The sequence below is a fragment of the Methylobacterium ajmalii genome (assembly GCF_016613415.1).
GTDB lineage: Bacteria > Pseudomonadota > Alphaproteobacteria > Rhizobiales > Beijerinckiaceae > Methylobacterium > Methylobacterium ajmalii.
Genome location: NZ_JACWCT010000103.1, coordinates 78,281 through 104,686, shown reverse-complemented (window position 1 = coordinate 104,686; position 26,406 = coordinate 78,281). Strand labels below are relative to the sequence as shown.

General features: G+C 72.9%; 24 protein-coding genes. 16 read left to right on the top strand and 8 right to left on the bottom strand.

What is annotated here, in order from left to right; all coding sequences use genetic code 11:
* The first annotated feature begins 61 nt into the window (after positions 1-61).
* On the top strand, positions 62-1,225 hold the full coding sequence (ssuD, locus tag HPY23_RS20025) for an FMNH2-dependent alkanesulfonate monooxygenase (RefSeq protein WP_060846925.1): 1,164 nt from the start codon (positions 62-64) through the stop codon (positions 1,223-1,225).
* Positions 1,226-1,336: 111 nt separating this feature from the next.
* On the opposite strand, the gene HPY23_RS20020 is transcribed toward ssuD, so the two are convergent.
* The gene (locus tag HPY23_RS20020) at positions 1,337-2,014 is read right to left on the bottom strand and encodes a GntR family transcriptional regulator (protein WP_091881519.1); all 678 of its coding nucleotides are present in this window, start codon (positions 2,012-2,014) and stop codon (positions 1,337-1,339) included.
* Positions 2,015-2,145: 131 nt separating this feature from the next.
* Between HPY23_RS20020 and HPY23_RS20015 the strand changes: the two genes are divergently transcribed.
* The 3 genes from HPY23_RS20015 (at position 2,146) to HPY23_RS20005 (ending at position 5,862) form a co-directional block, all read left to right on the top strand.
* A complete protein-coding gene (locus HPY23_RS20015; RefSeq protein ID WP_091881515.1) occupies positions 2,146-3,561 on the top strand; it encodes an FAD-binding oxidoreductase in 1,416 nt (471 codons plus the stop codon).
* Positions 3,562-3,634: 73 nt separating this feature from the next.
* Positions 3,635-4,975 (top strand): MFS transporter, encoded by a 1,341-nt coding sequence (locus tag HPY23_RS20010; RefSeq protein ID WP_060846922.1) that lies wholly within the window; start codon positions 3,635-3,637, stop codon positions 4,973-4,975.
* A gap of 14 nt (positions 4,976-4,989) precedes the next feature.
* Positions 4,990-5,862 carry an isocitrate lyase/PEP mutase family protein gene (locus tag HPY23_RS20005; RefSeq protein ID WP_091881512.1) on the top strand — a complete coding sequence of 291 codons (873 nt, stop codon included), beginning with the start codon at positions 4,990-4,992 and terminating at the stop codon, positions 5,860-5,862.
* 271 nt (positions 5,863-6,133) lie between these two features.
* On the opposite strand, the gene HPY23_RS20000 is transcribed toward HPY23_RS20005, so the two are convergent.
* Together HPY23_RS20000 and HPY23_RS19995 are read right to left on the bottom strand one after the other, a co-directional pair.
* Positions 6,134-7,093, bottom strand: coding sequence for a D-2-hydroxyacid dehydrogenase (locus HPY23_RS20000; RefSeq protein WP_091881508.1), 960 nt, complete (start codon positions 7,091-7,093; stop codon positions 6,134-6,136).
* A gap of 173 nt (positions 7,094-7,266) precedes the next feature.
* Positions 7,267-7,536, bottom strand: a complete 270-nt coding sequence (locus tag HPY23_RS19995; protein ID WP_091881505.1) for a hypothetical protein — start codon at positions 7,534-7,536, stop codon at positions 7,267-7,269.
* Positions 7,537-7,699: 163 nt separating this feature from the next.
* Here HPY23_RS19995 and HPY23_RS19990 point away from each other — a divergent pair, with 163 nt between their 5' ends.
* The 3 genes from HPY23_RS19990 to HPY23_RS19980 are packed head-to-tail and all read left to right on the top strand — an operon-like array spanning position 7,700 to position 11,491.
* On the top strand, positions 7,700-8,209 hold the full coding sequence (locus HPY23_RS19990) for a (2Fe-2S)-binding protein (protein ID WP_091881502.1): 510 nt from the start codon (positions 7,700-7,702) through the stop codon (positions 8,207-8,209).
* Positions 8,206-9,261, top strand: coding sequence for an FAD binding domain-containing protein (locus HPY23_RS19985; protein ID WP_091881499.1), 1,056 nt, complete (start codon positions 8,206-8,208; stop codon positions 9,259-9,261). The genes HPY23_RS19990 and HPY23_RS19985 overlap by 4 nt, the downstream gene beginning before the upstream one ends.
* Positions 9,254-11,491, top strand: coding sequence for a xanthine dehydrogenase family protein molybdopterin-binding subunit (locus tag HPY23_RS19980; RefSeq protein WP_091881496.1), 2,238 nt, complete (start codon positions 9,254-9,256; stop codon positions 11,489-11,491). The genes HPY23_RS19985 and HPY23_RS19980 overlap by 8 nt, the downstream gene beginning before the upstream one ends.
* A 108-nt stretch (positions 11,492-11,599) precedes the next feature.
* Here HPY23_RS19980 and HPY23_RS19975 read toward each other — a convergent pair whose 3' ends face one another.
* Positions 11,600-12,808, bottom strand: a complete 1,209-nt coding sequence (locus tag HPY23_RS19975; protein WP_091881494.1) for a Zn-dependent hydrolase — start codon at positions 12,806-12,808, stop codon at positions 11,600-11,602.
* 234 nt (positions 12,809-13,042) lie between these two features.
* Here HPY23_RS19975 and HPY23_RS19970 point away from each other — a divergent pair, with 234 nt between their 5' ends.
* Positions 13,043-13,492 carry a hypothetical protein gene (locus HPY23_RS19970; RefSeq protein WP_139234855.1) on the top strand — a complete coding sequence of 150 codons (450 nt, stop codon included), beginning with the start codon at positions 13,043-13,045 and terminating at the stop codon, positions 13,490-13,492.
* Positions 13,493-13,716: 224 nt separating this feature from the next.
* Here the strand turns inward: HPY23_RS19970 and HPY23_RS19965 are convergent, their stop codons facing one another.
* Both HPY23_RS19965 and HPY23_RS19960 read right to left on the bottom strand, forming a co-directional pair.
* Positions 13,717-13,950, bottom strand: a complete 234-nt coding sequence (locus HPY23_RS19965) for a DUF2171 domain-containing protein (protein ID WP_091881486.1) — start codon at positions 13,948-13,950, stop codon at positions 13,717-13,719.
* 96 nt (positions 13,951-14,046) lie between these two features.
* Positions 14,047-15,630, bottom strand: a complete 1,584-nt coding sequence (locus HPY23_RS19960; RefSeq protein WP_091881483.1) for an aldehyde dehydrogenase (NADP(+)) — start codon at positions 15,628-15,630, stop codon at positions 14,047-14,049.
* Between the two features lie 220 nt (positions 15,631-15,850).
* Between HPY23_RS19960 and larC the strand changes: the two genes are divergently transcribed.
* From larC to HPY23_RS19935, 5 genes are all read left to right on the top strand, one after another.
* Positions 15,851-17,158: a nickel pincer cofactor biosynthesis protein LarC gene (gene larC / locus HPY23_RS19955; RefSeq protein ID WP_091881482.1), complete on the top strand. Its 1,308-nt coding sequence runs from the start codon at positions 15,851-15,853 to the stop codon at positions 17,156-17,158.
* A complete protein-coding gene (gene larE, locus HPY23_RS19950) occupies positions 17,155-17,979 on the top strand; it encodes an ATP-dependent sacrificial sulfur transferase LarE (RefSeq protein ID WP_060846909.1) in 825 nt (274 codons plus the stop codon). The genes larC and larE overlap by 4 nt, the downstream gene beginning before the upstream one ends.
* Positions 17,976-18,653 (top strand): nickel pincer cofactor biosynthesis protein LarB, encoded by a 678-nt coding sequence (larB, locus tag HPY23_RS19945; protein WP_060846908.1) that lies wholly within the window; start codon positions 17,976-17,978, stop codon positions 18,651-18,653. The genes larE and larB overlap by 4 nt, the downstream gene beginning before the upstream one ends.
* A 22-nt stretch (positions 18,654-18,675) precedes the next feature.
* Positions 18,676-19,791, top strand: coding sequence for an aldo/keto reductase (locus HPY23_RS19940; RefSeq protein WP_200601777.1), 1,116 nt, complete (start codon positions 18,676-18,678; stop codon positions 19,789-19,791).
* A gap of 96 nt (positions 19,792-19,887) precedes the next feature.
* A complete protein-coding gene (locus HPY23_RS19935; RefSeq protein WP_060846906.1) occupies positions 19,888-20,097 on the top strand; it encodes a hypothetical protein in 210 nt (69 codons plus the stop codon).
* Between the two features lie 218 nt (positions 20,098-20,315).
* Here the strand turns inward: HPY23_RS19935 and HPY23_RS19930 are convergent, their stop codons facing one another.
* On the bottom strand, positions 20,316-21,239 hold the full coding sequence (locus HPY23_RS19930; protein WP_091881479.1) for an SDR family oxidoreductase: 924 nt from the start codon (positions 21,237-21,239) through the stop codon (positions 20,316-20,318).
* 103 nt (positions 21,240-21,342) lie between these two features.
* On the opposite strand from HPY23_RS19930, the gene HPY23_RS19925 reads away from it, so the two are divergent.
* Positions 21,343-21,975, top strand: a complete 633-nt coding sequence (locus HPY23_RS19925; protein ID WP_091881476.1) for a TetR/AcrR family transcriptional regulator — start codon at positions 21,343-21,345, stop codon at positions 21,973-21,975.
* 16 nt (positions 21,976-21,991) lie between these two features.
* On the opposite strand, the gene HPY23_RS19920 is transcribed toward HPY23_RS19925, so the two are convergent.
* Positions 21,992-23,446, bottom strand: a complete 1,455-nt coding sequence (locus tag HPY23_RS19920; RefSeq protein WP_091881473.1) for a pyridoxal phosphate-dependent decarboxylase family protein — start codon at positions 23,444-23,446, stop codon at positions 21,992-21,994.
* 383 nt (positions 23,447-23,829) lie between these two features.
* Here HPY23_RS19920 and HPY23_RS19915 point away from each other — a divergent pair, with 383 nt between their 5' ends.
* Complete coding sequence (locus HPY23_RS19915; protein WP_060846902.1) at positions 23,830-24,150, top strand: hypothetical protein; 321 nt, start codon at positions 23,830-23,832, stop codon at positions 24,148-24,150.
* A 107-nt stretch (positions 24,151-24,257) separates the two neighbouring features.
* The gene (locus HPY23_RS19910) at positions 24,258-26,234 is read left to right on the top strand and encodes a PhoX family protein (protein ID WP_091881471.1); all 1,977 of its coding nucleotides are present in this window, start codon (positions 24,258-24,260) and stop codon (positions 26,232-26,234) included.
* Positions 26,235-26,406 lie beyond the last annotated feature (172 nt).

Below are 26,406 nucleotides of genomic sequence, written 5' to 3'. Positions count from 1 at the left end.
CGGGTGGGAAAACTCGATCACTGCCGCCGAACAGGCGCTCCTCTTTCCCGGAGTCTTCCCCATGACCGGCCAGACCGACGTCCTCTGGTTCCTGCCCACCCATGGCGACGGCCGCTATCTCGGCGCCCAGGAAGGCGCGCGCGCCGTCTCGCTGCCCTACCTGCGCCAGATCGCCCAGGCCGCGGACGAGCTCGGCTATTACGGGGTGCTGCTGCCGACCGGGCGCTCGTGCGAGGATTCCTGGGTCGTCGCCTCGGCGCTGGCACCGCTCACGCAGCGCCTGCGCTTCCTGGTGGCGGTGCGGCCGGGCCTGCAATTGCCCTCGACCGCCGCCCGCATGGCCGCCACCCTCGACCGGATCTCGGACGGGCGGCTCCTCATCAACGTGGTCACGGGCGGCGACCCCGTGGAGCTGCGCGGCGACGGCGTCTTTCTCGGCCACGACGAGCGCTACGCGGTGACCGACGAGTTCCTGCGGGTCTGGCGCGCGCTCCTCTCCGGCGAGACCGTGACCTACCGGGGCGAGCACCTGCAGGTCGAGGACGGCCGGCTGATCTTCCCGCCGGTGCAGACACCCTACCCGCCGCTCTATTTCGGCGGCTCGTCGCCGGCCGGGATCGAGGTCGCGGCCGACCATTGCGACGTCTACCTGACCTGGGGCGAGCCCCCGGCCGGCGTGGCGGAAAAGATCGCCCGGGCCCGCGAGGCGGCCGACAAGCGCGGAAAGACCTTCTCGTACGGCATCCGCCTGCACGTCATCGTGCGCGAGACCGAATCCGCGGCCTGGGAGGCGGCCGAGTCGCTGATCTCGCGCCTCGACGACGCCACCATCGCCAAGGCGCAGGCGACCCTGGCGCGCCAGGATTCCGTCGGCCAGAGCCGGATGATGCAGCTCCACGGCGGCCGGCGCGACAAGCTCGTGGTCTCGCCGAACCTCTGGGCCGGCGTCGGCCTGGTGCGGGGCGGGGCGGGCACCGCGCTCGTCGGCTCGCCCGACCAGGTCGCCGACCGGATGAAGGAATACATCGATCTCGGCATCGACCGCTTCATCCTCTCCGGCTACCCGCACCTGGAGGAGGCCTACCGCTTCGCCGAGCTTGTCTTCCCCAAGCTCCCCTTGCGCAGCACCACCGGCCGGGCGGCGACCAATGCCCGCAACGACGGCCCGTTCGGCGAGGTGATCGCCAACGACATCGTGCCGACCCGGGGCGTCTCGGCGCATTGAGGGTGGTTCACGGCCCGCTCCGCCCGGAGCGGGCCGCCGCGACCGACGCCCCGATTCGGCACCCGGGAATTCGGCGCCAAACTCCCGGCACGCGCAGGCCCGCCCGGCCCCCTACCCGGCGCGCACCCGGATCGCCTCGCGATACACCGCGGCGGAGCGCAGGATGTGGCGGCTCAGGATCGCCAGCAGGGCCTCCGCTTCGCCCGCCGCGAAATGCCCGATCATCGCCGCGTGCTCGGAGAACGAGGTGTCCTGCTCGTGCAGGCGCGGCACCGAGAGATGGGCGCGCAACGCCGCCACCTGCCAGGCGATGGATTCGTAGGCCTTCGCCAGGTAGCCGTTGCCGCACTGGCCCAGGAAGCTGGCGTGGAACACGGTGTCGGCCCGGGCATAGGCGCGGCCGTCACCGGCCCGGCGCGCCTGCTCCATCGCCGCGTGGGCCGCCCGCAGGCCTGCGAGCGCCGCTTCCGGCGCGACCGCGAGGCTGAGGCGGACCGCCTCGCTCTCGAGCATCAGCCGGAACGCCGCGAGCTGGTCGACGTCGTCGGGCGAGGGGTCGAACACGAAGGTGCCCTTCTTGGGCACGATCACCACCAGCCCCTGCGCCTGGAGGCGCGTCAGCGCCTCGCGCATCGGCGTGCGGCTCACCCCCATGGCGAGGCCGACGCCGTCCTCCGGCAGGGCCTGGCCGAAGGCGAGTTCCGCGTTCACGATGGCGTCGCGGATGCGCTCCTCGACCGCGGCGGAGAGCGATTTCGGAACCTTGAGATCGAGCTGGATCGACGGCATGCCGGCTTATCGCACAGGCCCATCCCGTCCGCGACCGGCACATCTGTTGTATCCAAGGTACGATCGACTTGATTGCCGCTCGTGATTGCGGCACGCTCCCGGGCAACGATCGAATCGCCGGGAGGGGCGTCATGGAAGGAAGCATCGCGGCCCGTCCGCTCCGGGCCGGCCTGCCGGATGGGCTGGCGCAGACGCTCGCCGACCTCCTCGGCGACCGCTTCACCCGCGGCCTGCCCGAGCGCGAGCACCACGGCCGCGGCGAGTCCTATCACCCGACGCGGCCGCCCGACGCGGTCTGCTACGCCCTCACGACGGACGAGGTGTCGGCCGTCGTGCGCGCCTGCGCGGGCCACCGCGTTCCGGTCATCCCGTTCGGCGGCGGCACCTCGCTGGAGGGCCACGTCGCGGCGCTCCACGGCGGCGTCTGCCTCGATCTGAGCCGGATGACCCGCATCGCCGCGGTGCGGGCCGACGACCTCGACGCGACGGTGGAGGCCGGGGTCACGCGCCAGCAGCTCAACGCGCATCTGCGCGACACCGGCCTGTTCTTTCCCGTCGATCCCGGCGGCGAGAGCACGCTGGGCGGCATGGCGGCGACCCGGGCGTCCGGCACCAACGCGGTGCGCTACGGCACGATGAAGGACAACGTCGTGTCCCTCACCGCCGTGATGGCGGACGGTACCGTGATCCGCACCGGCTCGCGGGCGCGCAAATCCTCGGCGGGCTACGACCTGACCCGGCTGCTGGTCGGCTCGGAGGGCACGCTCGGCATCGTCACCGAATTGACGGTGCGGCTCCACGGCATCCCGGAGGCGGTCGCGGCCTCGGTCTGCGCCTTTCCGAGCGTCGAGGCGGCGGTGGCGACCGTGGTCGAGATCGTCCAGTGCGGGGTGCCGATCGCCCGGGTCGAGCTTCTCGATCCGGTCACCATCGCGGCGGTGAACCGCCATTCGGGCACCGCGCTCACCGAGGCGCCGACCCTGTTCATGGAGTTCCACGGCACGGCGGCCGGCACCGCCGAGCAGATGGCGCTGGTCGGCGCGCTCGCCGAGGGCAACGGGGCGCTCGGCTTCGAGACCGCCGCCGATGCCGATGCCCGGGCGCGGCTGTGGCGGGCGCGCCACGACGTGCACTACGCGGTCCAGGCCCTGCGCCCCAACGGCCGGGTCTGGAGCACCGACGTCTGCGTGCCGATCGCCAGCCTGCCGCGCTGTCTCGCCGAGACCCGGGCCGACATCGCCGGCGCCTCGTTCCCGATCACCACGGTCGGCCATGTCGGCGACGGCAACTTCCATCTCGGCCTGATCGTCGATCCGTCGAGCGAGGCGGAGCTGGCGGAGGCCGCGGCGCTCAACGACCGGCTGGTGCGCCGCGCCATCGCCATGGACGGCACCTGCACCGGCGAGCACGGCATCGGCTCCGGCAAGGTCAAGTTCATGGACCTCGAGCACGGCGCGGCGATCGGGGTGATGCGGGCGATCAAGCAGGCGCTCGATCCGCTCGGCATCCTCAATCCAGGCAAGGTGCTGCCGGACGAAGCGGACTGAGCGCCGCCACGACAGCCGCGACGACCAAGAATCACAGCCAAGAAACACCACGACAAACGAAGGGGAACGCCCGATGACACCTGCCGTCGCCTCACCGCCGTCGGACACCGAAGCCGCCGTCGCCACCGCCCGGCGGCGCCTGGTGCCGTTCCTGGTGCTGATGTACCTGCTGGCCTATCTCGACCGCGCCAACGTGGCATACGCCAAGCAGGCGCTCCAGCTCTCGACCGGGATCTCGGAGGCGGCCTTCGCCTTCGCGGCGGGCATCTTCTTCATCGGCTACGCGGTGTTCGAGTTGCCGAGCAACCTGATCCTGCACCGGGTCGGGGCGCGGGTCTGGCTGTCGCGCATCATGGTGACCTGGGGCCTGCTCGCCGCCGCCATGGCCTTCGTGCAGGGCGACACCTCGTTCGCGCTGCTGCGGGTGCTGCTCGGCATCGCCGAGGCCGGCTTCTTCCCCGGCGTGCTGCTCTACCTGACCTACTGGTTCCCGGCGAAGGAGCGGGCCCAGATCCTCGGCCTGTTCTACCTGAGCCAGCCGCTCTGCTTCATCCTCGGCGGGCCGATCTCGGGCCTCCTCCTCGACATGCACGGCGCCTTCGGGCTGACCGGCTGGCAGCTGATGTTCCTGGTCGAGGGCCTGGCCGCCTCGCTCGTCGGCGTGTGGGCCTACTTCTACCTCACCGACCGGCCGCGCGACGCCGCCTGGATGCCGGCCCGCCAGCAGGCGGCGCTCGAGGCCTCGATCGCCACCGAGAACGCCGCCAAGTCGGCGCACGGCGCGGTCCATCTCGGTGCGATCTTCCGCAACCCGCTGCTGGCGCATTTCGCGCTCACCTACTTCTCGATCGCGATCTGCGGCTACGGCATCGCCTTCTACCTGCCGGCGCAGGTGAGCGCGCTGCTCGGCACCAAGATCGGCCTCGGCGTGACCCTCGTCACCAGCATCCCGTGGCTCTGCGCCTTCGCGGTCAGCGCGTTCTGGCCGGGCCTCGCCCAGCGCAGCGGGCGCCGGCGGACCTTCGCGGTCGTCTCGCTCCTCTGCGCCGGCCTCGGCATGATCGCGTCCGGCTACCTGCCGCCGCTGGTCGCCGTGGTGGCGCTCTGCGTCTCCGTCGCCGGGCTGATCAGCGCCCAGCCGATCTTCTGGACCTTCCCGATGGGGTATTTCGGCGGCGCCGCGGCGGCCGGCGGCATCGCGGTCATCAACGCGATCGGCAATCTCGGCGGCTTCGTGGCCCCCAACCTCAAGGTCGCGGCCGAGGGATGGGCCGGCACCGGCCTCGCCGGCCTGTGGGTGATCGGCGGCGGCGCGCTCCTCGCCTCGCTCCTCGTCGCGCTGATCCCGGCCCGGGCCGAGCTCAGGGACGAGGCCCGCACCGACGCCGTCGCCTCGAAGGGCGCCCTGGCATGACTGGGGGCGCTCCCATGACGGCGCGCACGAGCCCCGCCGCCCGGCTGCGCGCCGGGATGGCGCAGGGAATCGTCATGGCGCCGGGCGCGGCCGACGCCCTGACGGCCCGCCTCGTCGAGCGGGCCGGCTTCCCGGCGGTCTACATGACGGGCTTCGGCGCCACGGCGGCCCGGCTCGGCCTGCCCGATCTCGGCCTGATGTCGCAGACCGAGATGACCGAGCACGCCCGGATCATGACCCGGGCGGTGACCATCCCGGTCGTCGCCGACGCCGATACCGGCTATGGCGGGCCGGCCAACCTCCACCGCACGGTGCGCGAATACGTCCAGGCCGGGGTGGCGGCGATCCACCTGGAGGATCAGGTCGCGCCGAAGCGCTGCGGCCAGCTCGCCGGCATCCGCCTCGTCGACGCCGAGGAGAACGCCCGGCGTCTCGCCTGCGCCCTCGAGGCGCGGGGCGAGGACGACCTCCTGGTCATCGGCCGCACCGACGCGCTGCCGGCGATGGGCCTCGACGAGGCGGTCCGCCGGGCCGCCCTCTACGCGCAGGCGGGGGTGGACCTCGTCTTCGTCGACGGGGTCAAGCGCGTCGCCGAGGTCGAGGCGATCGCCCGCGCCGTGCCGGGGCCGAAGGTGGTGTCGATCGTCGACGGCACCGAGGCGGTGGCGCTGACGGCCGCCGACCTCCAGGGGATGGGCTTCAGCCTCGCCTTCTACGCGCTGAGCGCCCTGTTCTCCGCCGTACGGGCGATGGAGGAGACCCTGGCGGCGCTCCGGCGCGACGGCACGCCGAGCGGTCGCGCCGACGCCATGACGAGCTACGGCGCCTTCGCGGATCTGGTCGACCTCGCCGGCCACCAGGCGCGGGCGGACCGGTTCGGGGGTTGAAGGGGAGCCGGGGATGTCTCCGTCTCGACGCAAGTCGTCGAACCGCTCTCTCCCGTTTCCAGGCTGGAAAGGGCGGGGCCGCCTTGGGTGATGACGCGGCGCGCGTCCCCTCTCCCGAGGGGCAGGGCCGCCGCATCCAGGCGAAGTCCGTACGGGTGCGCTGGTCCGCCGGCGGTACCCCGGTTGCGCACGAGGGTGTGCTGGAGATCGGCGGGATCGAGGAGGCGCGGGGTCCGGCAGAGGCAATCGTGCCGGGGCCGCCCCCCCCCCCTCACACCACCAGGTTCACCAATTCCTCCCCCCGCTGCAGCCGCCCGAGATTCTCGATGAGCAGGCCGATCACCCGGCCCTCGTAGAGGCTCGTCTCGCCGGCGCTGTGGGGCGTGACGATCACGTTCGGCATTCGCCAGAACGGCGCGTCGGCCGGCAGCGGCTCATCGTGGAAGCAATCGAGGCCGGCGCCGGCGATCCGGCCCTCGGTCAATGCGCGGGCGAGCGCGTCCTGGTCGACCACCCGACCGCGGGCGACGTTGATGAGCAGCGCGCCCGGCTTCATCGCCGCCAGCGCGGCTTCGTCGATGAGGTTCTCGGTCTCCGGCGTCAGCGGGCAGGCGAGGGCCACCACGTCGGCCTCTTTCAAGGCCGCGTGCAGCCGGTCCGGAGAAAAGACCGCCTCGACCGGGTCGCCCGCCTCGAGCGGGCGGCGGCGCAGGCCGATCACCCGCATGTCGAAGGCCTGGCCCAGCCGGGCGATGCGGGTGCCGATGCGCCCGAGCCCGATCACCAGCAGCGTCCGGCCGCCGAGTTCCTGCTCGCGCCGAGCCGGATCGGCGATCATCGGCCGCCAGGTCGCGGCGGCCTGGTTGCGCAGGGCTTCCGGCAGGCGGCGGGTGAGGCCGAGCATCAGCGCGAGCGCATGCTCGGCCACCGCGCGCTCGTTGCCGCCCTGCGCGCTGGCGAGGCGGATGCCGCGCGCGCGCAAGGCGTCCTTCGGGAACTGGTCGGTGCCGGCGCTGACCGACTGGATGAAGCGCAGGCGCGGCGCCCGCTCCAGGAGGGCGTGCCGCCACAGGCCCGAGACCACCAGCACCTCGGCCTGCGCCACCGCCTCGTCCAGTGCCGCGGCGTCGCGCACCTCGACGAAGGGCCCGGACGCGCCCGCCGCCCGGTAGGCATCGCCGAGGCGATAGGCGGCGTGGGCAAGGACGATCGGGCTGGCGGGGACGGTCATCGGCGGGCGGCTCGCGATCTCGCTGGGAAGGCTCGGAGTTCACACCGGGGCCGGATCCGAGGCAAGGCACGACGCCACGCATGCAAGAAGGCCCGCCCCCGCTTGCGCGGGGACGGGCCTCACGGCTCGCGAGAGCGGGCTCCCGAACGGGGCGGAACGGGAGCCCGGCTCGATCAGCGGCCGTAGACGTACGGGGCGGCCGGGGCGTAGCCCGGGGGCACCTCGCGAACGAGCACGCCGCGGTCGTCGCGCGGGTAGACGACGACGCTGCCGGTGCTATCGACGGACGGGACGCCGCCCGGAGCGCCGTAGGCGCGCTCGATGCCGCCGAGCGGGCCGCCGGCCTGCGAGCCGGAGCGGTTGTAGGGCGAGCCGCCCTGGGCGAAGGCGGGGGCGGCGGCGACGGTCAGCATGGCAGCCGCGAGGGCGATACGGGTCTTCATGTCGGTACCTATCAGTCAAAGGGGACCGCTGAGCGGTTTCGCAGCGTCAACCGTCGTGCCGGCAAAAGGTTCGCTGCGACATGTGCGCTGCCGCACGCGGCCGCATCTGGGCGGTCCGGCCACCCGGATTAGTTTGGAGCCCGTCTAGCCTGGAGGCCGACGCATGAGCTTCGACATCGTCCTGACGGTGAACGGCACGCGGCGCACGATCCCGATACCGGATCCCCGCGTCACCCTGCTCGACCTGCTGCGCGAGAGCCTGCACCTGACCGGCGCCAAGAAGGGCTGCGACCGCGGCCAGTGCGGCGCCTGCACGGTGCTGGTCGACGGCCGGCGGATCAATTCCTGCCTGGCGCTGGCGGCCAGCCTCGACGGGGCCGAGATCCTGACCATCGAGGGATTGGCCGAGGGCGACCGCCTGCACCCGGTGCAGGAGGCCTTCATCACCCATGACGGGTTCCAGTGCGGCTTCTGCACCCCGGGCCAGATCATGAGCGCGGTCGGGCTGATCCGCGAGGCCCAGGCCGGCGACGACCCCGAGCGGGTGCGCGAGGCGATGAGCGGCAACCTGTGCCGCTGCGGCGCCTATGCGGGCATCACCGAGGCGGTGCTGGAGGCCCAGAAGGCCTTGAGCCAGAACGCCCCCACCACCCGGCAGGGAGAGGCGGCATGATCCCGTTCGAGTACGTCCGCGCCACCGACGTGGCCGGGGCGGTCGCGGCCGGGGCCGCGCCCGGCGCGGCCTATCTCGCCGCCGGCACCAACCTCCTCGACCTGATGAAGGGCGGCGTTGCCCGCCCGACCCGCCTCGTCGACATCACCCGGCTGCCCGGCCTCGCGGCGGTCGAACGGCGGGACGACGGCGGCGTGCGCATCGGCGCGCTCGCCCGCAACAGCGACCTCGCGCACGATCCCGCCTTCGCCGAGGCCTATCCCGCGGTGGCCGAGGCTCTGCTCTCCGGCGCCTCGGCGCAGCTGCGCAACGCGGCGACGGCGGCCGGCAACGTGATGCAGCGCACCCGCTGCGCCTACTTCACCGACCCGGGCAGCGCCTGCAACAAGCGCCGGCCCGGCAGCGGCTGCGACGCCATCGGCGGCGAGACCCGGCTCCACGCGATCCTCGGCTGGAGCGAGGCCTGCATCGCCACCCACCCGTCGGATTTCTGCGTGCCCCTCGTCGCCCTCGACGCCGGCGTCGAGATCGCCGGGCCCGCCGGCACCCGCCTGGTGCCGCTCGAATCCTTCCACCGCCTGCCCGGCACCACGCCGGAGCGCGAGACGGTGCTGGAGCCCGGCGAGCTGATCACCGCGCTCGTCCTGCCGCCGGAGGCCGCCGCCTTCGCCGGCCACAGCCGCTACCTCAAGGTCCGCGACCGCACCTCCTACGCCTTCGCGGTGGTCTCGGCCGCGGCGGCCCTGCGGCTCGAGGGCGGCCGCATCGCCGAGGCGCGGCTGGCCCTCGGCGGCGTCGCGCTCAAGCCCTGGCGGTCCAGGGACGCGGAAGGCCTGCTCGCCGGCCGCGCGCCGGACGCGGCCGCCTTCCGGGAGGCGGCGGACGCCGCGCTGGCCGGGGCAAGACCCTCCGGCGACAACGCCTTCAAGATCGAGCTTTCTCGCCGCCTCGCGGTGCGGGCGCTGACCGCCGCCGCCGCCGGCACGCCCGCGCGCCTGCCCGCGCTGCCGGGTTCCGTCCTCGCCCCCGCCCCGGAGGCCGCGCATGTCTGAGACCGCTCTTCGCCCGATCCGCCACGGCTCGAATCTCGGCCAGCCCCTCACCCGCCGGGACGGCATCCTGAAGGTGACGGGCGCCGCTCCCTACGCCGCCGACCGCCACCCGCCCGGGATGCTCTATGCCGTGATGGCGGTGAGCCGCATCGCCCGCGGCCGTGTCACCCGCCTCGACGTCGCGGCGGCGCAGGGCCATCCCGGCGTCGTCGCCGTGATGACGCCGCAGAACAAGCCGGCGCTGGCCCAGCACCCCGACGAGAAGCACGACGGCTTCACCTTCCGGCTCGACCTCCTGCAGGACGACCGGGTGCGCTATGCCAACCAGCCCGTCGCGGTGGTGATCGCCGAGACCCTGGAGGCCGCCACCGAGGGCGCCGCCCTGCTCGATCCGGCCTACGAGGTCGAGGCGCCCGCGGTCGGCCTCGACGGGGCGGAGCCCTACACGCCGGAGGCGATCGGCGTCGGCGACCCGGCCGACATGGCGACCGGCGACGTCGCGGCCGGCCTCGCCGCGGCGGCGCGCACCGTCGCGGCGACCTACGAGACGCCCGCCCAGTACCACAACGCCATGGAGCCCCACGCCGTCGTCGCCACCTGGGACGGCGACCGGCTCGACCTCGACATGCCCTCGCAGGGGCTGGCGATGGCGCAAGCGCGCATCGCCGGCCTGTTCGGCATCCCGCCCGCGAACATCCACATCCGCAGCCCGTTCCTCGGCGGCGGCTTCGGCTCGAAGGGGATGATCGCCGGGCCCCAGGTGCTCGGCATCATGGCGGCCCGCCTCGTCGGCCGGCCGGTGAAGCTCGTGATGAGCCGGCCGCAGATGTTCGGCCCGGTCGGCCACCGCGCCCCGACCCGCCAGACCCTGCGCCTCGGCGCGGCGGAGGACGGGGGCCTGACCGCCCTCGATCACGAGACGCTCACGGCGACGAGCACCTTCGACGACTTCGTCGAGCCGAGCGGCGGCGTCTCGCACACGCTCTACGCCGCCCCGGCGCTCGCCACCCGCCACCGGGCGGTGCGGCTCGATACCGGCACGCCGCTCTTCATGCGTGCGCCCGGCGAGGCCTCGGGCAGCGCGGCGCTGGAGGCCGCGATCGACGAGATGGCCGAGGCCTGCGGCATGGACCCGCTGGACTTCCGCCTGCGCAACTACGCCGAGACCGAGCCGGCCTCCGGCAAGCCCTTTTCCTCGAAGGCGCTGCGGGCGTGCTACGCCCAGGGCGCGGCGGCGTTCGGGTGGAGCAAGCGCCCGCTGGCGCCGCGGCAGATGCGCAATGCCGACGGGCTGCTGGTCGGCTGGGGCGTCGGCACCGCCACCTTCCCGGCGCTGATGTTCCAGGCCGAGGCGGTGGCGGTGGTGAGGGCCACCGGCGCGGCCTCGGTGGCGATCGGCGCCATCGACATGGGGCAGGGGGCCTGGACCGCGCTCGCCCAGATCGCCGCCGAAGAGCTCGGCCTTCCCATCGACGCGATCGACTTCCGCATCGGCTCCTCGGACCTGCCGAACGGCGGCATCGCCGGCGGCTCGGCCCACACCGCCACCGCCGGCACGGCGATCAAGGCGGCGGCAACGGATGCGATCGCGCAGCTGACGGCGCTCGCGACGCAGGACCAGCGCTCGCCCCTCTACGGCGCCGGCAATGCCGGGGTGATCGCCCGGGACGGCCGCCTGGTGCGGCGCGACGACGAGACCCGGTCCGAGAGCTTCGCCGACATCCTGACCCGGGCCGGCAAGGACGCCGTGGAGGGCAAGGGCGCGGCCGGGCCCGACGCGGCGCGGGAGCACTACGCCATGCACGCCCACGGTGCGGTCTTCGCCGAGGTGACGGTCGATCCCGATCTCGGCCAGATCCGGGCGACGCGCCTCGTCGGCGCCTTCGCGGCCGGGCGGATCATCAACCCGCGGCTGGTGCGCAGCCAGTATTACGGCGGGATGATCTGGGGCGTCTCCTTCGCCCTGCACGAGCAGGCGGTGATGGACCCTCGCACCGGCCGGCCGATGAACGCCAACTTCGCCGAGTACCACGTGCCGGTGAACGCCGACGTGCCCTCGCTCGAGGCGATCCTGGTCGAGGAGGAGGATCCCCACGTCAACCCGCTCGGCATCAAGGGGGTGGGCGAGATCGGCGTGACGGGAAGTGCCGGGGCGATCGTCAACGCGATCTGGCACGCGACCGGCAAGCGGGTGAGGACGCTGCCGGTGACGCTGGACAAGCTGCTGTAGGGCCTCCTTCGGCGAAGCAGGGTCCGGTTCGTCGAAAGAAGACGCGATCGGGCGCCGCTCCGGGGAACCGGCGGCGTCCGGCTGCGGCGGCGACCCGATCGGCGGCGATCACGCGCCGGCGGCCAGCACCCGCTCGGCCGCCGCCCCGAGCACCCGCACGCCGAGCGCCAGGTCCTCCTCCCGGGTGTCCTCGCTCCAGTGATGGCTGATGCCGCCGATCGAGGGCACGAACAGCATCGCGGCGGGCATCACCTTGGCGACGTTCTGGGCGTCGTGGCCGGCGCCCGAGGGCATCGCCTGCCAGCCGCCCGGGCACAGGACCTCGGCGGCCTGCGACAGGGCGTCCATCAGTCCGGGATCGCACAGGGCCGGGCTGTTGCGGGAGATCTCCTCCAGGGTCGCCGTGCAGCGCTCGCGCCGGTTGCTCTCGCGGATCAGCGCCCGCAGCGTCGCCTCCATCCGCTCCAGCACCGGCACCGACACGTCGCGGAACTGGAAGAGAATTTCGGCCCGGCCCGGGATGATGCTCGGCGCGCCGGGATCGAGGGTGATGCGCCCGGTGGTCCAGGTGCTGCGCTCGCCGCAGATCCGCGCAAACGCCTCGTCGATGGCCGAGAGCAGGCGCACGGCGGCGAGCCCCGCGTCGCGCCGTTCCGCCATCGTGGTGCCGCCGGCATGGTCCTGCGCGCCCTCGATCACGATCCGGAACTGCCAGATCGCCACGATGCCGGTGACGACGCCGAGGCGCAAACCGGCCGCTTCGAGCTGCGTGCCCTGCTCGATATGCATCTCGAGGAAGCCGCGGTAGCGCCCGGCCTCCAGCTGCATCCGCGGCAGTCCGGCAAGGCCGACCGCCTGCAGCGCCTCGCGCAGGGGCGTGCCGTCGGTGTTGTTGCGGCTTTCGTCGATCGCCGCCTCGGTGACCTCGCCGATGGCGGAGCGGCTGCCGAGGAAGCCGACGTCGAAATGCCCCTCCTCGTCGGCGAAGGCGCAGACGTCGACCGGCAGCCCGGCCCGGGCGAGCGCGATCCCCGCCACGACGCCGAGCGCCCCGTCGAGCCAGCCGGCCTCGTTCTGGCTCTCGATGTGGCTGCCGACGAGGAGATGCGGCCCCGCGCCGGGATGTCGCCCGAGCACGGTGCCGACCCCGTCGATGGTGGGAGCGAGCCCGCATTCCTCCAGCCGTCGCATCAGCCAGCGCCGGGATTCCATGTCCTGCGGCGAGTAGGTCGGACGGTGCACGCCGGTGCGGAAGCGGCCGATCGCCCGCAACGCGTGGAGGTCCTCGAGAAAGGCCCGGGTGTCGATCTCCGCCATGGTCCTCGCCGTCCTCGCCGGGGCTCGCGCCGCGCCGAAGGGAACGACGCGGTGCGGGATGGAGCACGATCCGTACCACGGGAGTGTTCAAGATATAACAAACTGGGACCTGACCTGCCCGCCTCGCGCGCCTGCAGGCTGGATGAACGGGCCGGAGCGGTGCGGTTCAGCCGCCCGCCGCCACGACCGGGGCGGGGCGATCATTCAGGGTACACACAGAAAGGTACTTTCAGGATGAGCAAGCCATTCGGTCTGGCGGCGGCCGCCCTCGTGCTCGCCGCCCTCTCGATCGCACCGGCCTCGGCGCACGGCCGTCACCACGACCACCATCATGGCCGTCAACCTCATGGGCATCATCATGGGCATGAGGGATGGCATGGGCATCACGGCTGGGACGGATGGCACCGGCACGGGGATCGATACGGGGGCGGTCCGCGGATCTACGTCGACCGGCGTCCCGTCGTCGTGCGGGGTGGGGCCCGGCCCGTCTTCATCGATCGGCGTCCGATCTATGATCGGCGCCCGATCCTGGTCGACAGCGCGCCGCGCCACGTCGTGGTGGCGGGAGGCTACCCGGTCTACGCGCCCCGCCCCGGCTACGGTTGCTCGACCCGGCAGCGGGTCGGCCTGACGGAGTGGGGGATGCGCAAGGTCGTGACCACCCGGACCTGCATCGTTCCGTAAAAGTTCCGCCGCATGAATCGAGGCGGAACCAAGGCTCGACCGCACGGACCTTGGTACCGGGCCCTGATCCGGAACCACGCGACCGCGGACTGGATTTATCCCCGGCAACGCGGCGGCGACGCCACCGCGCGGCACTCGCCCTCCCGGGCGTTTCCTCCCTGGACTTCGGGCCGCCCGACGAGGGCGGCCTTTTTTCGTCGGCGAGGATCGCTCGGGCGCCGCCCTCAGGCCGTCGCCCACTCGTCCTTGGCCTCGGCGGTCGTGCGGTTGAGGTGCACCTGCCCGTCCTCGACGCTGGCGATCGAATCGACGTGGATGAAGTGGTGGTGGCCGCCGGCCTCCGGGTCAGTCTTCGTCAGCTTGATCCGCTGCCCGTCGAGATGATCGATCGTGCCGACATGGCCGCCGTCGGAGCCGACGACGGGCATGTGCTCCTTGATGCGGCTGGTCTCGATCATCGCGTGCTCCTGTGCTGGTGCGGCGATCAACGAGAATACAGGGGGTGAGTTCCAAGCGCTCCGGGAGGCCCGGCGGCCGCCCGGAGCGGGGTGGGATCAGGCCTCCGGCGCCACGACCTTGCCGTCCTCGCGGCGCCACAGCTTGAGGGGGTTGCCGGTGCGCAGGGCCGCCGGCAGCAGGGCCTCGGGCAGGTCCTGGTAGCTCACCGGGCGCAGGAAGCGGTGGATCGCCAGGCTGCCGACCGAGGTGGTGCGCCCGTCCGAGGTCGCCGGATACGGCCCGCCATGCACCATGGCGTGGCCGACCTCGACGCCGGTACCGAAGCCGTTGACCAGGATGCGCCCGACCCGGCGCTCCAGCACCGGCATGAGCGCGCGAGCCGCGTCGTGGTCGGCCTCGTCGAGGTGGAGCGCTGCCGTCAGCTGGCCCTCCAGCCGCTCCAGCACCGCGCGGATCGTCGCGAGGTCGGGGCAGCGCACGACGAGCGAGGCGGCGCCGAAGACCTCCTCGGCGAGGGTGTGGTCGGCGAGGAAGGCTTGCGCTGTGGTCGAGAACAGGGCCGCCTGGCCCTGGTTCGTGCCGCCGGCGAGTCCGCGCGCCAGGGTGGTCACGGCGGGGTTGGCCTCGAGCGCCGCGACGCCGGCGCAATAGGCCCGGTGGATGCCGGGCGTCAGCATCGTGGCGGCCTGGATCTCGGCCAGGGCGGCGGAGGCCGCGTCCAGGAAGCCGTCGAGGCCCGGGCCCTCGACCGCCAGGATCAGGCCCGGGTTGGTGCAGAACTGGCCCGAGCCGAGGGTGAGCGAGCCGGCGAAGGCCCGGCCGATGTCGCGGCCGCGAGCCTCGAGCGCCGCCGGCAGCAGGACGACCGGGTTGATGCTGCTCATCTCGGCATAGACCGGGATCGGGACGGGGCGGGCGGCGGCGGCCTGCATCAGCGCCACGCCGCCGCGGCGCGAGCCGGTGAAGCCGACCGCGGCGATGCGCGGATCGGCCACCAGCGCCTGGCCGACCGGGATGCCGGCATCGAGCAGCAGCGAGAACACGCCCTCGGGCAGGCCGCATTGCTTCACCGCCGCCTGCACGGCGCGGCCGACGAGTTCGGAGGTCCCGGGATGGGCCGGGTGGGCCTTGGCCACCACCGGGCAGCCGGCGGCGAGCGCGGAGGCCGTGTCGCCGCCCGCCACCGAGAAGGCGAGGGGGAAGTTCGAGGCGCCGAACACCGCGACCGGGCCGACGGCGATCTGGCGCAGGCGCAGGTCGGGGCGCGGCAAGGGCTTGCGCTCGGGTTGCGCCGGGTCGACCCGGGCCTCCAGGAAGCCGCCGTCGCGCACCACCCCGGCGAACATCTTGAGCTGGCCGACGGTGCGGCCGCGCTCGCCCTCGAGCCGGGCGCGGGGCAGGCCGCTCTCGGCCATGCAGCGCACGATCAGCTCGTCGCCGAGGGCGAGGATCGCCTCGGCCACCGCTTCCAGGAAGCGGGCACGGTCCTCCAGCGCGGTCTCGCGGTAGGGGTCGAAGGCCTCGGCCGCGAGGGCGCAGGCCCGGTCCACGTCGGTCGGCGTCGCCGCCGCGAAGGCCGGCTCCAGGCTGTTTCCGGTGGCGGCCTCGACCGCCCGGAAGGTCTCGCCCTCGCCGCGGCGGGAGGCGGCGCCGATCAGGTTCTCTCCGGTGATCCGCATGGGGTCGCGTCCTCTCCTATGATGCGCGACCGCCCGGGCGGTCGGCATCGTGTCGTTGGTGGGGCTTATGCCCCGGGGCGTGGGGAGGATCCACCGGGGCGGGGCGCGAAAGTCCGGGCCGTCCCCGCTGCGACCGTCTGTCCGGGGCGCTTGCCGTGAGGCCCCGCGGACCGATCTGCCCACGACCGGCGTCAACTCCGAGGCCGGGACGAAGGACCCGATGCAGATTCATCTCGACGCCGTCGGGGGCGTGGCCGGCGACATGGTCGCGGCGGCGCTCCTCGACGCCTTTCCGGAGCACGAGGCGGGCGTGCGCGAGAGCGTGGCGCGAGCAAGCCGCGGCCGCACGACTTGCGCGCTCCTCGCCCATGGCGACGGCGTGCTCCAGGGCCGGCGCTTCGCCGTCGCCGGCCCCGAGGGCGAGGCGCCCGACCGCCCGGCGGACGACCACGGCCATCACCACCACGATCACGATCATCACGGCGACCACGCCGCCCATCACCACCACGATCATGACCGTCACCACCATCACGGCGGCGGTCACGCGCACCGGCACTGGTCCGCGATCCGCCGCGACCTGGAGGCGAGCGGGCTGTCTCCCGCGGTGCTCGCCCACACGCTGGCGATCTTCGCGCATCTCGCCGAGGCCGAGGCGCGGGTGCACGGCATCCCGGTCGCGGACGTGGCGTTCCACGAGGTCGGCGCCTGGGATTCGATCGCCGACATCGTGGCGGCGGCGCACCTGATCGATGCGATCGGCGCCACCCGCTGGTCGGTCTCGGCCCTGCCCCTCGGCTCGGGGCGGGTGATGACCCAGCACGGGCCGCTGCCGGTCCCGGCGCCCGCGACCGCGCTCCTGCTCGAAGGCTTCCTCACCCTCGACGACGGCGTGCCGGGCGAGCGGGTGACGCCGACCGGCGCGGCGATCCTGCGCCATCTCTGCGGGGAGCAGCCTCGGAAGAGCGGGCCGCGCCGGCTCCTGCGCAGCGGCCTCGGCTTCGGCACCAAGGTGCTGCCGGGCCTGAGCAACGTGCTGCGGGTGCTGGCCTTCGAGGAGCAGGGCGAGACCGGCTCTCCCGGTCACCGCGAGCTCGGCATCATCGAGTTCGAGGTCGACGACCAGTCGGCCGAGGACCTCGCCATGGGGCTCGACCGGCTGCGGGCGCACGACAAGATCTTCGACGTCGTGCAGATGCCGGTCTTCGGCAAGAAGGGCCGGATGATGACCCATGTCCGGGCGCTCGCCCGGGCCGACGCGATCGAGGAGGCGATCGAGGCCTGCTTTCGCGAGACCACCACGATCGGGCTGCGCCACCACACCGTCTCGGGGGCGGCGCTGACGCGGCGCCTCGACACCGTCGAGGTCGCGGGCCGGACGGTCCGGGTGAAGAGCGTCGCACGGCCGGGCGGGCGGACCGCCAAGGCGGAATCCGACGACGCCCTGGCGACCGAGGGCCACGCCGCCCGCCAGGCCCTGCGCCGCGAGGCCGAGCGCCTGGCCCTCGCACTGCCGGAGGACGGGCGATGAGCGCCACCCTCGCCTCCGTCCTCGACGGGCTCGGGCCGATCGCCGTCGCGGTGAGCGGCGGGGTCGACAGCCTGACGCTGGCGACGATCGCGCATCGCACCAGCCCTGAGCCGCCCCTGATGGTGCATGCCGTCTCCCCGGCCGTGCCCGGCGAGGCGACCGCGCGGGTGCGGGCGGAGGCCGCCCGCGAGGGATGGCGGCTCCGGGTGATCGAGGCCGGCGAGTTCGCCGATCCGGCCTATCGCGAGAATCCGGTCAACCGCTGCTTCTTCTGCAAGACCAACCTCTACGGGGCGATCCGGCGGGTAACCGGGCGCCAGATCGTGTCCGGTGCCAATCTCGACGACCTCGGCGAGTACCGCCCGGGCCTCGACGCCGCCCGCGAGCACGGGGTGCGCCACCCCTTCGTCGAGGCGGGGTTCAGCAAGGCGATGGTGCGGGCGCTCGCCCGCGACCTGGGCCTCGGCGCGGTGGCGGAGCTGCCCTCGGCGCCCTGCCTGTCGAGCCGGGTCGAGACCGGCATCCGGATCGAGCCCGAGACCCTGGCCTTCATCCACGCCGTCGAGCGGCTGGTCGGCGAGGATTTGACGGCGACGGGCGCCGAGAGCGGTCCCAGGAGCGCGGTGCGCTGCCGGGTGCGGGCCGCCGGTATCGTGGTCGAGCTCGATCCCCACAGCCTCGCCGGCCTGCCCGATGCGAGGCGGGCCGATCTCGGCCGCCGCATCGCGGCGCGCGCGCCGGCCCGGCTCGCTGCAGCGCCGGTCTCCTTCGCGCCCTACCGCACCGGCAGCGCCTTCCTGACGGGGGGACCGGCCCGATGAGCCTTTCCGACGAATTCACCCTCGACTTCGCCCGACCCGAGCGCATCGGCCTCGAGGAGGCGGTGTTCGCCGCCGGCAAGTCGCCGGCCCAGATCGACGCCATCCTGGCGGCGGCCGACGAGCGGGGCGCGCGTTTCCTCGTCACCCGCCTCGACCCGGAGCGCCACGCGGCCCTCCGGTACAGGGACCGGCTCGATTACTGCGCGGTCTCGCGCACGGCGTTCTTCGGCGCGGCGCGTCCGGTCGAGGGGCCCGCCCGCATCGCCATCGTGGCGGCCGGCACCTCGGACGTGCCGGTGGCCCGCGAGGCCGAGCGGACGCTGGCCTACCAGGGCCACGCCACCACGCTGATCGCCGATGTCGGGGTCGCCGGCCTGTGGCGGCTGACCCGGCGGGTCGAGGAGATCCGGGCCCATCCGATCGTCATCTGCGCCGCCGGCATGGATGCGGCGCTCCCCAGCGTGCTCGGCGGCCTCGTCGCCGGCGCGGTGATCGCGGTGCCGACCTCGGTCGGCTACGGCGTCGCGGAGGGCGGGCGCGCCGCCCTCGACGCGGTGCTGGCGAGCTGCGCGCCCGGGATCGCGGTCGTCAACATCGACAACGGCTACGGCGCGGCCTGCGCGGCGCTCCGCCTGCTCCACGCGGCGAACCGCCTGACGGAGTCGTCCCGATGAATCCCGCTCAAGGAGAAACGCCATGGAACGTCGCAGCTTCCTGCAGGGTGCGGCCCTCGGGGCCGGTCTCGCGGTCTCCGGCTCCGCGGGGGCGGCCGTGAACGCCCCGCCCGCCCCGTTGCCCACCACGCGGCCCAACGACCCCGCCGACCTGCCGCTCGTCACCGATCCCGGCGAGCGCCGGGGCGAGATGCTCTACCGGCCCTTCGGCCCCACCGGCGAGAAGATCTCGGCGATCGGCATGGGCGGCTTCCACCTCGGCAAGTCCGCGGTGACCGATGCCGAGGCGACGCGGCTGATCCACGAGGGCGTCGACCGCGGCATCACCTTCATGGACAATTGCTGGGACTACAACGAGGGCCGCTCCGAGGAGCGGATGGGCATCGCCCTCGAGCAGGACGGCTATCGCAACAAGGTCTTCCTGATGTCCAAGATGGACGGGCGGACCAAGCAGGAGGCGATGAAGCAGATCGACCAGTCGCTGCGCCGCCTGCGCACCGACCGGATCGACCTCGTGCAGCACCACGAGATCCTGCGCTACGACGATCCCGACCGGGTCTTCGCCGAGGGCGGCGCCATGGAGGCGTTCCAGGAAGCCAAAAAGGCCGGCAAGCTGCGCTATATCGGCTTCACCGGCCACAAGGACCCGCGCATCCACCTGCAGATGCTCGAGGTGGCGGCCGAGCGCGGCTTCCACTTCGACTCCGTGCAGATGCCGCTCAACGTGATGGACGCGCATTTCCGCAGCTTCGGCCACCTCGTGCTGCCCTACCTCGTCCAGAACGGCATCGCGGCGCTCGCCATGAAGACCTTCGGCGACGGGGTGATCCTGAAGAGCGACGCGCCGATCAAGCCGATCGAGTACTTGCACTTCTCGCTCAACCTGCAGACCTCGGTGGTCATCACCGGCATCCAGAACCAGCGCGACCTCGACCAGGCCTTCGAGGCGGTGAAGACCTTCAAGCCGATGGACAAGGCGACGGTGGCGGAACTGCTCACCCGCAGCCGCCCCTACGCGCTGGAGGGCAAGTACGAGCTGTTCAAGACGAGCGCCACCTTCGACGGCACCGCCAAGAACGCCGCCTGGCTCGGCGAGGACGTGCCGGGGGTGAAGAAGCTGGCGCCCACCATGGAGTGAGGGCGGCGCTTTTAAGACACAACCATGACGGCTGCCGGCGCGTTGACCCTGCGTCTTCCCGCCGGCACGACCCAGTCGTCAAGGATGGCCACCCCCATGAACGAACCGTCCACCCCGCACCGCAACCCGTCCGCCGAACTCCACACGATGAACGAGCGGTTGGCCGCCTGGGCCGCCTGCGCCACCGAGGACAGCCCGGCGCTGATCGAGCGCTTCGAGGCGATGGGCTACGCGGTGCGCGGCAAGACCCGCGAGGAGGTGGAGGCGGTTTTACGCTGCCCGCCGGAGCGGGCGGGGCGGGGGTGAACGAGGCGTGTCTTCGCGCTCGCCGCGCGACCGTCTGCCGTCCTGCATCGCACTGCGTAAAGGCTGCACCGCGTCGCCTGCGAGGTGGACGGGCCCTGCCTCGCCCACGGCGACGGAGCGCTCTGCGCGATCGGCCGCCTTCGCGGCACAGGGCGGGAGGTTCACGAGAGATGCGGAGGCGACCAGCCCTGCGCTGACCATCCGGGCGAGGATCGGCGTCATCGGACCTCCGGGAAGCTCACGCCGGCGAGGCGCTCGGATATCTCCCACAGCCGCGCGGCCGCCGCCTCGTCCAGCGCCTGGGAGGGGATCCGCGCGGGGCCGGGCGCGCCGCGGGTCTCGCCGAGGCGGATCGGGCCGTAATAGCCGCCCGCTTTCGCCGCCGGCGCGGCCGCGGCGTAGAGGGTCGGCAGCGCGCCCTGCGCGACGGGCTGGAACAGGAACCACAGGAGGCTCCGCGCCAGCCCGCCGACGCTGCGGGCGCCGGCGCCGTTCGGCAGCAGATCGGTGCGGGCGATGCCCGGATGGGCGGCGAGGCTGGCAAGGCCCCATCCTCCGGCATCGCTGCGGCGCTGGAGTTCGAGGGCGAACATCAGGCAGGTGAGCTTCGACTGGCTGTAGACCGCCATCGGCCGGTAGGCGCGCTCCGACTGGAGGTCGTCGAAGGCGATGCGCCCGCTGCGGGCCGCGACGCTCGACAGCGATACGACCCGCGGGGCGCCGGCCCGGCGCAGCAGCGGCAGCAGGCGCGCGGCGAGGGCGAAGTGGCCGAGATGGTTGGTGGCGAATTGCAGCTCGTGGCCGTCGGCGGAGACCTGCCGCGTCGGCGGGGCCATCACGGCGGCGTTGTTGATCAGGAGGTCGATCCGGTCGCGGCTTCCCGCCATCCGCTCGGCGAAGGTGGCGACCGAGGCGAGGCTCGCGAGGTCGAGGGGCTCGAACGCGACCCGCGCCTCCGGCACCGCCTGCCGGATGCGGGCGAGCGCCGCCGCGCCCTTGTCCGGGTTGCGCCCGGCGACGATCACCTCCGCCCCGGCGCCGGCGAGCGCCAGGGCGTCCTCGAGGCCGAGGCCCCCGGTTCCGGTGACGATCGCGGTGCGTCCCGCCTGGGACGGCAGATCGGCCAGCGTCCAGCCCGACATGGTCGCGACTCCCTTTCACCGAGTGCATGATCGCACTCAGTGCAAATTTATTACTGCACCGGGTGCAACTTCTCAAGGGGGGAGCGTCGTGCGAGAAGGCCGCATGGAGAGCGAGTCTGGACAGCCCGTGAGCCTGCGCGCGCGCAAGCGCCAGGAGACGCTGCGGCGGATCGCCGAGACCGGCCTGCGGCTGTTCGGCGAGCGCGGCTACGAGGCGACGACGCTCGACGCCATCGCGGAGGCCGCCGGCATCTCGCGTCGGACGTTCTTCTCCTACTTCCGGTCGAAGGAAGAGATCCTGCTGGACTGGCAGATGCGGGGTTTCGGCGCGCAGCTGCGCGAGGCGGTGCTGGCCCAGCCCGACGCGGCGCCGGTCGACGTCGTCCGGGGCGCCATGCTGCACCTGGTGGCGGGCATCCGCACCCAGGAATTCATCAGCATCGACCGGGTGCTGCGCGCGAACGAGACCCTGCAGGCACGCAAGCAGGCGACCTACGGCCTGCACGAGCGGGCCTTGCACGAGGCCCTCGTCGAGCGCTGGCCGGACCCCGCCCGCAGCCAGGCCTTGCGCCTCGTCGCGATGGTCTCCCTCGGCGCGATGCGGCTGGCGATCGAGGCCTGGATCCAGGCCGGCGGCGACCGGAGCGCCGCCCCGTTCCTGGAGGAGGCCTTCGCGCAGATCAGGATAGAGGTCTGCGGACACTCCGGAACGAGCAGGGAGCTATCCGCATCGTGATGCTCCGGCCTTCAGTTCACCCCACCCGCAACCCCGCGGCGATCTCCCGGATCGCGTCCCACGCCGTCATCACGTCCGCCCGCGTCGTATTGGTCTGGCCGACCTGGAAGCGGAGGACGAAGCGGTCCTCGTGGCGGGTCTGGGTCAGGTAGGTGCGGCCGTCGTCGTTGATCCGCTCCAGAAGCCGGGCGTTCAGCGCGTCGAGGTCGTCCGCACCAGCACCGGTGCCAGCACCGGCACCGGTGCCGGCACCGGCAGGGGCGTAGCGGAAGCTGAACAGGGACAGGACCGGCGCCGAGGTCAGCTCGAAATCCGGGTCGGCGTCGATGATCCCGGCGAGCTCCCGCGCCCAGGCGACGTGGGCGCGGATCATCTCCCGCAGCGTCTCGACGCCGTAGGAGCGGATCACGAACCACAGCTTCAGGGCCCGGAAGCGGCGCCCCAGCGGGATCGACCACTCGTTGTAGTCGACGACGCCGTCGCGCCCGAGCGTGCGCAGGTAGGCGGGGCGCAGGCCCAGCGTATCGGTCAGCGCCTTCGGGTCGCGGACGAAATGGGCCGAGCAGTCGAAATGGGTGAACAGCCACTTGTGCGGGTTGAACACCAGGCTGTCGGCGAGCTCGGCGCCGCGCATCAGGTCGCGGAATTCGGGGCAGATCATCGCGCTGCCGGCCCAGGCGGCATCGACGTGAAGGAACACCCCGTGCCGCTGTGCCACCGCGGCGACCGCCTCGATCGGGTCGCAGGCGCCGATGCCGGTGCCGCCCAGGCACGCGACGATGGCGGCTGGCACCCGCCCGGCCTCCCGGTCGGCCCGGATCGCCGCGTCGAGGGCGTCCGGGTCCATGCCGTGGAGCGGGCCGGTCACGGGGATCCGCACCAGGTTGGCGTCGCCGATGCCGGCGATGCGCACCGCCTTGTCGACGGAGGAATGGACCTGCTGCGAGGCGTAGACCCGCAGGGCCGGTCCGCCCGCGAGGCCGGTCGCGTTGCCGGTGAAGCCGAGCGCCCGCTCGCGCGCGGTGAGGAGGGCGGCGAGCGTCGCGCCCGAGGCCGAATCCTGGATCACGCCGGAAAAGGCTTCCGGCAGGCCGATCATCTGGCGCAGCCAGTCCATCACCCGGGTCTCGAGCTCGGTCGCGGCCGGCGAGGTCTGCCAGAGCATGCATTGCGCGGCGAGCGCTGCGGTGACGAACTCCGCCACCAGGGAGGGCGGGCTGGCATTGGCCGGGAAGTAGGCGAAGAAGCGCGGGTGCTGCCAATGGGTCATGCCCGGCATCACCACCCGGTCGAGATCGGAAAAGATCCGCTCCATCGGCTCGCCCGCGGCGGGCGGGGTCTCGGGCAACTGGCGGAAGATCTCGCCGGGGGCCACCTGCGCCCGCACCGGCCGCTCGCCGACGCCTTCGAGGTAATCCACCGACCAGTCGGCGGCCCGGTGCGCCCAGGCCCGAAACGTCTCGTCGTCCATCGCGTCCGCGCTCCTCCCGACGGCCCGGTCTTCCGGTGCCCGGACGGGGGTCTAGCAGGTTTCGAGGAGCGCGCCTCCCCGCGCCGGGCCCGGGGCCGGCAATCGAGGCCGGGGCGCGGCAGCAGGCGTTTCCCGGCGGACAGTCCATCGCGCGGGCGATCCACTTGAGCGCCCCACCGAAACATGCCACGCTCAATCAAGCGAGAAATATTTGCTGTTATTTAACCAATTTGCGGTTGCAATGATCGAGTATCGAATCATTTCGGCGTGGTGCTACAGGTCGTTTTCATCAATTTATCGATGATGGATTGGATTTTCGCCATCTGTTTCGGGACTTCTTAACACGTCGTGTTAGTTCATGGGGCGGAGACGAGAGGAGCGGGATGTTCGGCAGACGCACCCAGGCAAGACCGTCCGGCACGCTGACCCAGCGCCATGCCCGCATGAACCGCGACGGGGCGGACCAGGACACCTGCCTGATCTCTCTCGGCGATCAGCCGGTCTCGCTGCTGGTGCGCCTCCAGCCCGTCACCGCCGCGCCGGAGCACCGCCACAAGTGGCGCGTGGCCGAGACCTACGGGCCCTGCCGGGGCCTCGCCCGCGCGCCGCTCTTCGATACCCCGGACGCGGTGATCGACTGGATCGCCCACCGCCTGCCCGACCCGACCCCGCGGCCCTGGCTGGACGCGCACCTGCTGCCCTGAGGCCCGCCCGCCCGGCCGCGGACGCATCGACGAGCGCCGTCATCCCGCCGCCATGGTCCGCCGGCTAAGCTCCCGGGTCGCATGACAGGGAGCGCCGAGGGGACCCGATGACGCAGCCGTCGCTGAACCGTTCGCAGCAGGCCGAGGCGGCCGAGGATGCCGGCTCCAACCCGAGCCCGAACCCGACCCTCGGCGAGGTCGTGGCCCGGCGCTTCGACCGGCGCGAGATCCTGCGCGGGGGCCTGGCCGCGAGTCTGGCCGTCTCGGCGATCTCGGCGACGCTCGCGCCCCGGGCCGTCGCGGCGGCGACACCGGAGACATTCCCGTTCCGCGAGCTGCCGGCCGGCGCCGACGAGCGCCACCATGTGGCGGAGGGCCACGACGCCGAGGTGCTGATCCGCTGGGGCGACCCGGTCCTGCCGGGCGCGCCGGCCTTCGACCCGCACAAGCAGAGCGCCGCCGCGCAGGCGCAGCAATTCGGCTACAACAACGACTTCCTGGGCTTCTTCCCGCTGCCCGGCGCGAGCGACCCGGCCGGCCACGGCCTCCTCGTCGTCAACCACGAATACACCAACGAGGAGCTGATGTTCCCCGGCCTCGGCCGGCAGGACGGCAAGGCGGCCTTCGCGGGCATGAACCGCGATCTCGTCGACATCGAGATGGCGGCCCATGGCGGCTCGGTGATCGAGGTCAAGCGCGAGGACGGGCGCTGGCGCGTGGTGCCGGATTCCCGTTACGCCCGCCGCATCACCGCGACGACCCCGATGCGGATCGCCGGCCCCGCCGCCGGCTCGGCCCGCCTGCGCACGGGCGCCGACCCGGACGGCACCCAGGTGCTGGGCATGCTCAACAACTGCGCCGGCGGCGTGACCCCGTGGGGCACCTGGCTGACCTGCGAGGAGAACGTCAACTACTACTTCCAGGGCCGCCTGGCCGAGGGTTCGCCGGAGGCCCGCAACCACAAGCGCCTCGGCATGCCGGGCAACCTCTACGGCTGGGCCCGCTTCCACGAGCGCTTCGACTTGGGGAAAGAGCCCAACGAGCCGAACCGCTTCGGCTGGGTGGTCGAGATCGACCCGTTCGATCCGACGAGCGTGCCGGTGAAGCGCACCGCCATGGGCCGCTTCAAGCACGAGGGCGCGGCGGGCGCGATGGCGCGCGACGGCCGCTACGTCGTGTTCCAGGGTGACGACGAGCGCTTCGACTACGTCTACCGCTTCGTCACCGGGGACCCGGTGAACACCGCCGACCGGGCGGCCAACCGCGACCTCCTCGACCACGGCACGCTGTCGGTCGCCCGCTTCGACGCGGATGGCCGCGGGACCTGGCTGCCGATCGTGTTCGGGCAGGGGCCGCTGACGCCGGAGAACGGGTTTCGCGACCAGGCCGACGTGCTGGTCGAGACCCGCCGGGCCGCCGACCTCCTCGGAGCCACCAAGATGGACCGGCCGGAGGACGTCGAGGCCAACGCCAAGACCGGCAAGGTCTACGTGATGCTGACCAACAACACGCGTCGCAAGGCCGACCAGGTCGATGCGGCGAACCCGCGGCCCGACAACCGCTTCGGCCACATCGTCGAGCTCTCGCCCGAGGGCGGCGACTTCGCGGCCGACGCCTTCGCCTGGGAGGTGCTGGTGCGCTGCGGCGACCCCTCGGTCGCGGCGGTCGGCGCCACCTTCTCGTCGGCGACGACGAAGGACGGCTGGTTCGGCATGCCGGACAATTGCGCGGTCGACGGAGCGGGCCGCCTCTGGGTCGCCACGGACGGCAACTCGCCGTCGAAGACCGGCCGGGCCGACGGCATCTGGGCGATGGAGACGGAAGGCGCCCGCCGCGGCACCGCCAAGCACTTCTTCCAGGTGCCGATGGGGGCCGAGATGTGCGGGCCCTACTTCACCCCCGACGACACCACCTTCTTCGTCGCCGTGCAGCATCCCGGCGAGGCCGACGAGGAGGATCCGAACGCCGTGCCCGCCACCTTCGAGAACCCGGCGACCCGCTGGCCGGACTTCGACCCCGCCCTGCCGCCGCGCCCGGCGGTGGTGGCGATCACGAAGCGGGGCGGGGGGAGGGTGGGGGCGTAGACGCCCCTCGGCCCCGCAGCCTCCCTCGCACGGCCATGCCCGCCGAGGGAGGCGCGTCGCAGCCGGTCCGCCGGACTGGCAGCGATCCGCGATGCCGCGGATCGGCCAACCTTGGGCCGGAACGCGGGCTGCCGTTCCCGTGTCCGCCTCCGCGCGAGACGAAGGGCGGCGG